Annotated in this window: 12 protein-coding genes and 1 pseudogene; 11 read left to right on the top strand and 2 right to left on the bottom strand. The window is 68.0% G+C overall.

All coding sequences use genetic code 11. The features are described from left to right. The first annotated feature begins 310 nt into the window (after nt 1-310). Nucleotides 311-1,522 carry a DUF6575 domain-containing protein gene (locus ABZ172_RS12955; RefSeq protein ID WP_356883257.1) on the top strand — a complete coding sequence of 404 codons (1,212 nt, stop codon included), beginning with the start codon at nt 311-313 and terminating at the stop codon, nt 1,520-1,522. A 445-nt stretch (nt 1,523-1,967) separates the two neighbouring features. Here ABZ172_RS12955 and ABZ172_RS12960 read toward each other — a convergent pair whose 3' ends face one another. Further along, the gene (locus ABZ172_RS12960; protein ID WP_356883225.1) at nt 1,968-2,519 is read right to left on the bottom strand and encodes a GNAT family N-acetyltransferase; all 552 of its coding nucleotides are present in this window, start codon (nt 2,517-2,519) and stop codon (nt 1,968-1,970) included. 40 nt (nt 2,520-2,559) lie between these two features. Next, nucleotides 2,560-3,336, bottom strand: coding sequence for a GntR family transcriptional regulator (locus ABZ172_RS12965; RefSeq protein ID WP_356883227.1), 777 nt, complete (start codon nt 3,334-3,336; stop codon nt 2,560-2,562). Nucleotides 3,337-3,687: 351 nt separating this feature from the next. Between ABZ172_RS12965 and ABZ172_RS12970 the strand changes: the two genes are divergently transcribed. The 10 genes and pseudogenes from ABZ172_RS12970 to ABZ172_RS13015 form a co-directional block, all read left to right on the top strand. Next, the gene (locus ABZ172_RS12970; RefSeq protein ID WP_356883229.1) at nt 3,688-3,840 is read left to right on the top strand and encodes a hypothetical protein; all 153 of its coding nucleotides are present in this window, start codon (nt 3,688-3,690) and stop codon (nt 3,838-3,840) included. Nucleotides 3,841-4,001: 161 nt separating this feature from the next. Beyond that, a complete protein-coding gene (locus ABZ172_RS12975) occupies nt 4,002-4,268 on the top strand; it encodes a DUF6284 family protein (protein ID WP_356883231.1) in 267 nt (88 codons plus the stop codon). Continuing rightward, a complete protein-coding gene (locus ABZ172_RS12980; RefSeq protein WP_356883233.1) occupies nt 4,265-5,128 on the top strand; it encodes a protein spdB in 864 nt (287 codons plus the stop codon). The genes ABZ172_RS12975 and ABZ172_RS12980 overlap by 4 nt, the downstream gene beginning before the upstream one ends. Next, nucleotides 5,128-5,463, top strand: coding sequence for an RRQRL motif-containing zinc-binding protein (locus tag ABZ172_RS12985; protein ID WP_356883259.1), 336 nt, complete (start codon nt 5,128-5,130; stop codon nt 5,461-5,463). Before ABZ172_RS12980 ends, ABZ172_RS12985 begins: the two co-directional genes overlap by 1 nt. Nucleotides 5,464-5,477: 14 nt before the next feature. After that, nucleotides 5,478-5,858 carry a DUF6251 family protein gene (locus ABZ172_RS12990; protein WP_356883235.1) on the top strand — a complete coding sequence of 127 codons (381 nt, stop codon included), beginning with the start codon at nt 5,478-5,480 and terminating at the stop codon, nt 5,856-5,858. Between the two features lie 16 nt (nt 5,859-5,874). Next, on the top strand, nt 5,875-6,066 hold the full coding sequence (locus ABZ172_RS12995; protein ID WP_356883237.1) for a hypothetical protein: 192 nt from the start codon (nt 5,875-5,877) through the stop codon (nt 6,064-6,066). A gap of 81 nt (nt 6,067-6,147) precedes the next feature. Beyond that, entirely contained in the window at nt 6,148-6,474 is a 327-nt protein-coding gene (locus ABZ172_RS13000; RefSeq protein ID WP_356883239.1) for a hypothetical protein, read from the top strand. 86 nt (nt 6,475-6,560) lie between these two features. Continuing rightward, complete coding sequence (locus ABZ172_RS13005) at nt 6,561-8,696, top strand: cell division protein FtsK (RefSeq protein ID WP_356883241.1); 2,136 nt, start codon at nt 6,561-6,563, stop codon at nt 8,694-8,696. A gap of 298 nt (nt 8,697-8,994) precedes the next feature. Then, on the top strand, nt 8,995-9,384 hold the full coding sequence (locus ABZ172_RS13010; protein ID WP_356883243.1) for a hypothetical protein: 390 nt from the start codon (nt 8,995-8,997) through the stop codon (nt 9,382-9,384). Between the two features lie 85 nt (nt 9,385-9,469). Beyond that, nucleotides 9,470-9,738: pseudogene (locus ABZ172_RS13015) on the top strand (DNA primase); the annotation flags it as partial.

Raw genomic sequence — 9,738 nt, forward strand, 5'->3', positions numbered from 1 at the left:
ACACCGACCCGCCGACGCAAGATGACTTCATGAACCACCACGAGTTGCTTGGCGTAGGGCGGGTGCGTTCGAGATTCTGGCCCGATGACTGCGAAGCGGCTGGACTGAGCGTTTTCGGCGACGTGGCTGACGCTCGCAAGACCAGGTCTGCTGTCGGACCGCTCAGGAAGAAGAAGATCGCCACAGGTGACATAACAGGGGCAGGAAGGATGAAGCACACGCCGCGGCGTCCGAAATGCACTCACCACACGTGGTGGCGCACTGCGGACGATTCGGCGTGGGAGGGATTTGAGGTTGTGCCGTGAACTGGATGCCGAGAGACACTGTTCTTGGTGAGTTGAAGATGCAGGAGTCGTATGTCTATTACGACGGTCCACGAGTCTTCAGTTGCATCTCGCTGACTGACCAGGTTTATCTTGCCGTCTGGGCGGAAGAGGGTGCGGCAGAGGACGAATGGCTCTACATTCCGATCTCGCGAGCGAGACTCGATATGGTCCGCTCTGGTGGCATCCCGCTTAGATCGGCAATTGAAAATCCCGAGGGCTTTATTTTTAAGGCTTCATTGCCGCATGATGTTGGGCGTGGCGACGTTGTCAAGCCGATTAGGGTTGGTGATATTCCAGAGGACTGGCTTCCAGAGCCTGATTTCGAGCTTGATATCGCTACCCATACGCTTCCCTTGGCTGAACCTAAGGAGGTCATCGCAAGGAAGGCGCAACAGGAGAGCCGAACCCGACTCCGGCTTCACGTCTCGCTCCCGCGTTTCGCCCGAAGCGAGGCACCCGCTAGGGGTATTGGCTGCCTGCTCATGGCAACTCAGTCTGTCTACGACAATGTTGGCTACTCCCTAACGGACGAAAATCCGTCTCCTCGTGGGAGAATTCCGGGCGAAGTCGCAGCTCAGACGGCAATTTCGCTTCTTGAGACCGCCGCTTCCAGTTTCGTGCTGGAGATGGCCTCGAATGAGCTAGACGATCTCCTAGGTGATTCCCTATTTGCTCAGACGACCTCTAAGCTCTTGGACCTCTTGGATCTTAAGCTCGAATATTCTGAGCTTTCTGTGAAATTGGCAGAAATTAAGCCGCGGGCTGCAAAGAGCTTCCGCTTCATGGTGGAGAAGTTCGCCGAGACTGGTGGTGATGTCACAATCGCCGGGGCTGGTACTAGGATGCCCTATATCGCTCGTGAGCTTCCTGCTGGAAAGTTGGAGGAGTTCGCGAAAACGCTTAAAAGGCTTGTTCCTGAGGAACAAGTCGAGGAAGTTCGGCGTCGTATGAGGCTCTACAAGATCGACACGCAGCGTCGCACGTTCGGATTCAAGGACGAATCGATGGATCCTGCCATCGATTACAGGGGGGCAATTGATGAGGCCGCATGGCCTCAGGCTTCACATGCGACTATGCAGGACGTCTATGACGTTCTTATTCTTGGAACGACCGTGTTGGATGAGACTGTCGGGGAGAGAAAGACCACTTACCGACTAATGCAACTATCTCCGAGTGATAGCGACACGGAGCGTTAACCAGTGCTACAGGTCGGCGGAGCGGGTTTGGCCGGTGTCCTGCGCGGTTTGGGGTCGAGCATGATCAGGGGGCCGTACGCTGGCCGGCAACTCGGGCAGGCTGTGATCCTGCCCGGAATTTGAACGAGTGGCCCCCTGGTCTTGGTCGACGCGGGACCCGAACCGGGGAGGTGGCTAAAGCCGTGGAGCCGACCGCCCCAGCCACAGCGGGTTTCTTCCCCACCATGGTGCTCGCTCCAGCCGCGCGACCGGCGTAGCCGGGGCCAGAGCGGGCCGAAGGCAAGAGCGTCAGGCCCCGGCGGTGAGCCGGGGAGCGCGCGGCGAGCGGAGCGAGCCGCCTTGATGAAGTAGGGAAAGTTCTACTGCGTCGGCGCCATGACGGGTTCAAGGCCGGTCTGCGTGTCACCTGTGACCCGGCCGTACGGCCCCGGGCGGCCCCGCGTGCTCAATTCTTGGCCGGAGGTTGGCCAAGGACCCCCGAGTTGGAGCTTTTCGCGTCTGGTCCCACTTGCAGCGGTAGGGCAGGCAAGCTCAGCTCGGTGACGGGTCGTTGGGCGAGCCAACCCGAGCGGCGATGTGCCGGACTCTCCGTGCGGACGTGCTTGAAGCCAAGCCGCTCGTAGTAGGCATGCAGCCCACCGTTCGTGCGCCACGTGTCGATACGCACCCAGTCGCGCCCCTCCAAGGCGGCCAGGTTCGATGTCCAGTCGATCAGGCGCGCCCCGAGATGGCGCCCGGCCGCCTGCCTACCGACGATTAGCTTGTAGAGGTACAAGGCTGATTCGGGGTGGTCGTCGTCGGTCCAGAAGTCACGGTCTACCGGGCCGCGGCTGACGGTTGCCAGGACTTCACCATCACCGGCGACTACGACCCAGGCTCGCCCCTCGTCGATCGATGCCCGCCACTTCGTGATCGCCTTGCCGCCGGTCTCCGGGTCGCTCCACTGGTCAGTGCCCTTGGTGCCGAGCCACCTCTCGGCTTCGGTTCGCAGTGACATTAGGGCCGGTACGTCCTCCGCCCTTGCGGGGCGAAGGTACTCAGTTGGTGTCGACTTCATAGAGGATCTTGTGCCTGTCTCCGGGGAGGATAGTGACCATGCACCGCAACGGCTTGCCGTCGTCGTCATAGCCCGTACGAGTGTGTTCAGCTACCGGGGTCGCGGCAGGCAGCGCAAGCAATTCGGCTTCTTGCCGCGTGGGCATGCGGACCGCGATTTCATCTCGGTACTTGGTCTGGATGAGGCCGATCGAGGCGAGCACGCCCCCCGGTGCGGCCACATCGCGCGGCTCCATCAGCAGCGTCCCGTTCACGAGTTCCTGAGGGAAGTACGAGTCAGCCAGGGCGTAAGGGCGGTTGTCGACGTACCGGACGCGCTTGCGGGCTACGGCCAGTCCCCCATCCGGCAGGGCGAGCGCGTCTCGCACATGGGCCGGGGGCTCGACGATGGACACGCTGATGTCCTGCCGGGGCGCCTTTCCCTCCTGGGTGACGGCACTTGCCCATTGGTCACCAGCGGTCTGCCCCTCCACGGCGTTCTCGTGGCGGCTCCGGCTCTCCAGCGTGGTCCAGTTCCAGACGACTGGCGGGTAGTCCTCACGGACGTACTTGCCTTGCCCCCAACCCGTGACCACCAGCCCTTCCTCTACGAGCGCCCGCACGCCGGCGCGCACGGTCTCGCGGCTGTAGCCGTACTGGCTCATCAGCTTTGACTCACTGGGCAACACCGCCCCGGCCTCAAGATCCCCCGATTCGATCTGCCTGCGCAGATCAGCCGCGATCTCTTGGGCCTTGGTCATTCCGCGTCGCACGGGCATCTCCAACCCCTCTACTCCAACTCCTCCGTACAAGTTAGACGAGAACGCTTGACGAGCCAAGCGACCCGTTGCAGACTCTTGCCCAGGCACTCCTCCAGACAAGCTGTACGGGGTGTCACGTACATCGCTATGCCAAGGGGCCCGGGACAGAGCGGGCCGAGGTGCACCGGCGCCTTGTCATTAACCGGATGGCTTAGACCGCAAGGTCACGTCTCCATGCGCCTACCACGTGGCCATGCCGCGAAGGAGACACGTACGTCAGCCTCGGTATTCACGCCGCGAGGGCGCCGGATCAAATCCGGCCCGAGGCACTGCCACCCAACTGGGGTGGCTCTCATCGGAAGGACTCCCGTGATCTTCGGATTCGCGCAGAACGACAGCGGTTCCTACGACATCGCGTCCACGCCCGAAGAGGTGGCGGATCAGGTCGAGAGCACCGTCACCCTCAGCAGCGGTCAGACGTGGACCGACCCCAAGACCGGCGACACCTACACCACCGACTGACAAGCGTCATCAGCCCCGGCATTCACGCCGTGAGGGCCCGATCGGATCGGGCCCGGGGCACTGCCACCCACCTGGGTGGCCCCACATGAAGAGAGCGGCCCCGGGATGCACCCCGGGGCCGCTCTGTTGAGCCGCACCACCTACCAGGGAGAGAACGACTCATGAAGTCCATCATTGCACTTCAGGCCCTTGTTACGACCGCGTCGCTCGACTTCGAGCCGACCGGCGCCGAGCTGGAGGCGATCGATCGGGAGATGCCGCTCATCCGGGCGGAGGTCGCCCTGCTGGACGCGCAGATCATGACCATCGACCGCCCGGCGAACGAGCTGGACGAGCGGCGTATGCGCCGGGCCCGTAACCGGGTGCTGGCCGCCCGCCGGGACCTGACCAACCGCGCCGGCACCGAGCACACCGGCGGTGCCGCGTGAACGCCAAGACGGTTCTTCCCGCCGTCGGCATGACGGCCGTGTCCATGGTCCTCACGCTGGCCGTGGTGATGATGTGGCTGGGCACGGCGATGCCGTGGCCGGTCGCGCTGGTCGTCGGTCTGGGGATCGACGGCGGGTGGCTCGCCACCCTCGCCTACGAACGCCGCCTGGCCGCGCAGGGCGACCACTCCACCCCGGTCACCCTTGTTGGCTGGACGTTCGGTCTGGTCGCGACCGGTGTGCTGGTCGCTCACGCGCTCACCGCCGAGGAGTCGACGGGTGCGTGGCTGGCCGTCGCATGGCTCCCCATCGCGGCCAAGTCCCTGTGGCTGGTGCACGGGCTGTGGGAGCGGACCGCGCTCACCGGTGAAGCCCTGGACGCGATCCAGGGGATTCAGCAGGAAGCGCGTGATGAAGCCGCGGTGGCGCGTGCCCGGCTGCGGGCGGAGGCGTCCACGGAGGAGACGCGGTTGACGGCTGTGACGCAGGCCGGTGCCCGCGTCGCACACGTCCAAGCCAAGACCGCCGACGCCCTGTCCCGGGCCTGGTCGACGCTGGAGACGGTGCGCGAGGGCGAGGGCACCGGACGGGCCCTGACCAGCGTGACGAGCCGCGTCACAGCAGGTGTCGCATCCCGGTGGGAGCTGCCTGTCTGGGGGCCCACCGAGCCAGTTTCGGCGTTCGCGCTGGAGTCGGCCGGCGCCCTCTCCGACGACGCCTTGGACGCGCTCGTGGACCAGGTCCGCCACAGCGAGACACCTGCCCTGTCCTACCGGGAGATGGCGTCACGCTTCCGTAGCGCCGGGCACTCCGCGTCCGAGGTCCGGCTGCGGGCCGCATGGAAGCGCGTGGCCGCCTGATGGGCGCGCTGCCCGTCTACCGGTGGCGGCTCGCCCCCGCCGGGCTGGCGACCCGCCGTCAGCTCCGGGCGGTCGGGCTGCGGCCCGGCGGTCAGGAAGTGGCCGCGCAGCTGGAGCGGCCCCGGCGCCGTCGGGGCCCGCTGGTCGCCTACCTCTACCGCGTCGACCGGGCCAAGCCGGTCCGGCCCATGACCCCGGGACGCCGCGCCGCCCTGGAAGCGGCGATGCGGGCCCGCCGCACCTGCCCCGCCTGCCGGCGTGACGCCGGGTACTGCATCCCGCGCTCCCTCGGCATGTGCGTGCCCTGTTCGGACTCGTTCACCGCCGCCGCCTGAACTGAAGGAGAACCATGGACCCGCACCTTCCTGCCCCGAGGGCGGTCACCGTCGTCCAGCTCCCCGACGGCACCTACGCCTACACCGACGCGGCCCACCTGCCCGCGCCGCAGCAGGTGCCGCAGCAGATCGTCCAGCACATCCACCAGGCGCCGCCGGACCGCACGGTGCAGCGCATCGCGCTGGGCTCCGGTGTCGGTGCCGGGGCGGTCGCGGCCGGCGTGTACTTCGGCCCGCTGCTCGTCGGGGTTTTGACCGCGATCGCCGCGAACCTCGCCCTGCTCGCCTTCCTCGTCGTCGCGCTGTCCTGGGGTGTCGTCACCGTCGTGAAGTCGGCTGGCGGTACGGACGGGAAGGCCGCCGCGTCCTCGCTCCGCAAGTCCAGCCGCCGCTGACCCGAAGGGACCGTTCATGCCGTTCGCAGCAGGTACCAAGGTGCGGATCGTCGCCTGTCAGGACGACCCGCGCGCGGTCGGCAGGACCGGCCGGATCGTGGACGAGGTCCCGCCCGGCCCGCTCACCGGCGGCCGGTGGACCGTGCACCGGATCAGTCCTCTGATCGGCCCCGTCCTGTGCCACACCAGCGAGTTGCGGCCCGCCTGACGTGCCCCTGTCCGTCCGGTCTCGTACCGGGCGGGCGGAGGACCGGACAGCCCGGCCCGCACCACCGAGGGAGGCACCGCCGTGCACAGCTACACCCGAGCCGAGTCCCGTGAGCGCCGCCGCCTGTTCCTCAAGGGCGCCCACCAGGCACTCGGGGACAACCTCGACCCGAGGGTCACCCGCCGCATGCACGAGATCGACGCCATCGCGGCCGAGCGCGGCGCGAAGGAGCTGGCCGCCCTGGAGCGGCAGGCCGACGCGGCCCGCGACGCGGTGGCCGCCGCCAAGGCGACCGTCCGTGCCAGCAAGTGGGGTGCGGAGCGGTCCGCCGCACGGGACGCGCTGCGGGAGGCGGAGAAGACCCTCCGTCGTGCCGAGCGCGCCTACCACCGCGCCGAGCAGTCCTAGCCCCGCCACGGGGCGGCCGCAATCCGCCAAGACCACCGGCCGCCCCGTGCCCCTGACCACCCAACCGAGCAGCAGGAGTAACCAGCATGACGGAGACTGCCGCCGACACGGTCGGCACCCGCCCGCCCCTCACCCTCGTGAAGAACACCCCCACCCCCGAACCGGCCCCCGAGACCACGGAAGGGGCGGGTCTCGAAGCGGTCGATCGTCCGGACAACCCGTTGGCGGACTGGCTGAGCGTTCCCGACGCCCCGGTCCTGCCCGCGTGGGCCCGTTCCGCCGCCTCGATCAAGTCGAATGCTGCGGCGTTCGGGAGGCTGACGTGGTGGCACACCCAGTACCACGGGTTCCGGGTCCCGAAGTACCTGTTCAAGACGGTGCTTCTGGCCGCCCGCGGCTTCTTCCGGGCGAGCATGGGACTGTGGCCGACGCTGTCCGCGCAGGACCACAGCGCGGTCGTCAAGGCGCTCCGCGCCCAGTCCAAGGCCAGGCCCGAAGACATCGAGCTGGCCGCCCGGCTCCAGATCGCGCACGGCATCCGTACCCGGACCCGCCGGTGGCGCTTCGGCGCCGCCGCAGCAGGTGTGGCCGCCGCTGCCGTCGGCATCGCGCTGGCCGATCCGGTACTGCAAGCCGGTATCGCCGGTGCGGTTGTCACTCCGCTCGCCTACCTGGGGCGGGGCAAGGAAACCCACCTCCTGGACCAGGGCGCCCCGCCGCTGCGGGTGGACATGTCTGCGCAGCAGCTCAACGACGCTTTGCGGGCGGCCGGCCTCCTGAAAAGCGGCCGTGCCGGGGACGACGAGAAGGACGCCCCTCGGGTGTCTTGCTCGATGGGTCCGGTCCGTGACGGCCGTGGCTGGGCGGTGATCTTCGACCTGCCGAGGGGTGGCGGCAAGACCGCCTCCGACGTGCTGGCCAAGCGGGAAGTCATCGCGCAGGAACTGGGGGTCGATGAGATCCAGGTCATCATGTCCCGCGTCCGCGCCTCTAAGGGCGGCAACGCCGGACGGGTGTCCATGTGGGTCGCCGACGATGACCCCTACCTGGGCAAGCCGAACCCGTCCCCGTTCGCGACCGCCGAGCGGTTCTCGATCTGGGACCCGATCCCGTTCGGGCAGGACGCCCGGGGTAACCGCATCGAGGTGCCGGTCATGTGGCAGTCGATGTTCTTCGGCGGCCTCCCCCGGCGGGGCAAGACGTTCACGCAGCGCCTGATGACGGCGGCCGGGCTGCTGGATGCCTACGTGCGGCACTACGTTGCCGACGGCAAGGGCGGCGCGGACTGGATGCCCATGCGGGCCGTAGCCCACCGCCTGGTCATGGGCGCCGAGGACGACGCGATCGAAGCGCTCAAGGCCATGTTGGCTGAGCTGCTGGTGGAGATGGAACGCCGCTTCGCGATCCTGCGGGAGCTGCCCACCTCCATCTGCCCCGAGGGGAAGCTCACCCCGGAGATCGTCCAGCGGTACAACCTGCCGGTCATCTTCGTGACCATCGACGAGCTGCAGGAGTACTTCACCGCGATGGAGCGCGAGGACCGCGAACAGGTCATCAACGACCTGTGCCGCATCGCCCGCAGGGGCCCGGCCGCCGGGTTCGTGTCCAACTTCGCCTCCCAGCGCCCCGACGCCGACAGTGTGCCCACCAAGCTCCGCGAGATCATCACCCTGCGGTACTCGACCCAGGTCGTCGACCGGGCCAGCAGTGACATGGTGCTGGGCAAGGGCAAGGCCGCCCAAGGCGCTGACGCTTCGGTCCTGTCCGAGGACCACGTCGGCACCGGCGTGCTCGTCACCGGGCCCGCCTCCTACGTCACCGTGCGGGCCGACTACCTCGACGGCACCGGGTTCGCCACGCTGTGCCAGAAGGGCCGGACGCTGCGGCAGGAAGCCGGACAGCTCACCGGCGACGCCGCCGGAGACGTGACGGCCGCTGCCGACGCGTCCGGGGTCAAGCTCCCGCCGATCCTCTCGGACGCGCTGGAAGTGATGCGGCACTCCCCGCGGATGTTCACCACCGACCTGCTCGCCGGTCTCGTGAACCTGGATGAGGACGTCTACGGCGACTTCAACGCCGAACGCCTCGCCTCCGAACTCGAAGCGGCCGGCGTCAAGCGCACCAGCAAGCAAGTCAAGATCTCCGGCACGAACGCCGCCGGATACCAGCGCCGCGACATCGAAGCGGCCGTCCCCGCAGAGATCCTCCTCGCCCACGGGTAGAGGGGGACCCCACTACCAACCCCCACCGGAGCACCCTCTCCGGGCCTCTGCCGGCATGTTCGGCCAGGGCCCGGAAGTAGTGGGGTCCCTTTACCCCGGTAGCGGGGCAGGTAACGGGCTCTGACCTGCGAGGTAAGGCGGGTAGAGGGGGATGCGGGCCACCTGCCCGCACCCCTCCACGAGCCCGAATCCAGATGGCTCACCCCACCGGAAGAAGCCCACACCCACGCCCACGGCCTCTCCCCGATGCCCTGCGGCGAGTCCGACAGCGACTGCTGATCCGAGAGGACCACTCCCGATGACCACGCCCACCAGCAACCCCGCCCGCCACCCGGCCAAGGCCGCCGACGCGCTGCGGACCTTCAACCACGCCACCCTGCCCGGCCGTCCCGTGCCCGCCCTCGCCTACCCCGGCACCATCTACAACGCGATCGGCTCGTTCGCCACGCTCGCCCACCGCCTGCCCCAGGCCCTCGATCACATCGCCCTCGCGCTCGCCGACCTCCACCAGGCCGGACACCTCACCGCCGACCACGGCACCCCCACCCAGCACACCACCACCGCCGTGGCCGCCCTGCGCGAGGCCGAACGCCTCGCCACCGCACTGACCGACGCCCTGGAACGCGCCCACATCGCGTCCAGCCCCCTCGGCTACTGCGGCCCGATGCCCGAGGACGACGACCTGTAGCTACGCCGACGGCGGCCCCCGTCTCGCCAAAGTCCGGGGCCGCCGCCGTCTGCCAGCACCTTTCACAGAACTGGAGACACCCAGCATGACCCAACCCACCGCCATCCGGCGAGTAGCCGCGACCCCGCCACTACTCGCCACCGCCCTCGCACTCGCCGCCCGCACGGTGCCGACGCTCCCGCTGCGGGCCGGGAAGCTCCCGTTCGGGAACTGCGCGGCCTGCGCCAACAACGTGTGCGGTGGCCGGCCGGTCATGAAAACCGCCGGGCCCTGCACCTGTCCCGGTGTCTGCCACGGCTGGGCCGCCGCCACGACCGACACCCGCACCCTCACCTCACCGGCATGGGTGCGGGC

This window comes from Streptomyces sp. NPDC006296 (assembly GCF_040613235.1).
Lineage (GTDB): Bacteria > Actinomycetota > Actinomycetes > Streptomycetales > Streptomycetaceae > Streptomyces.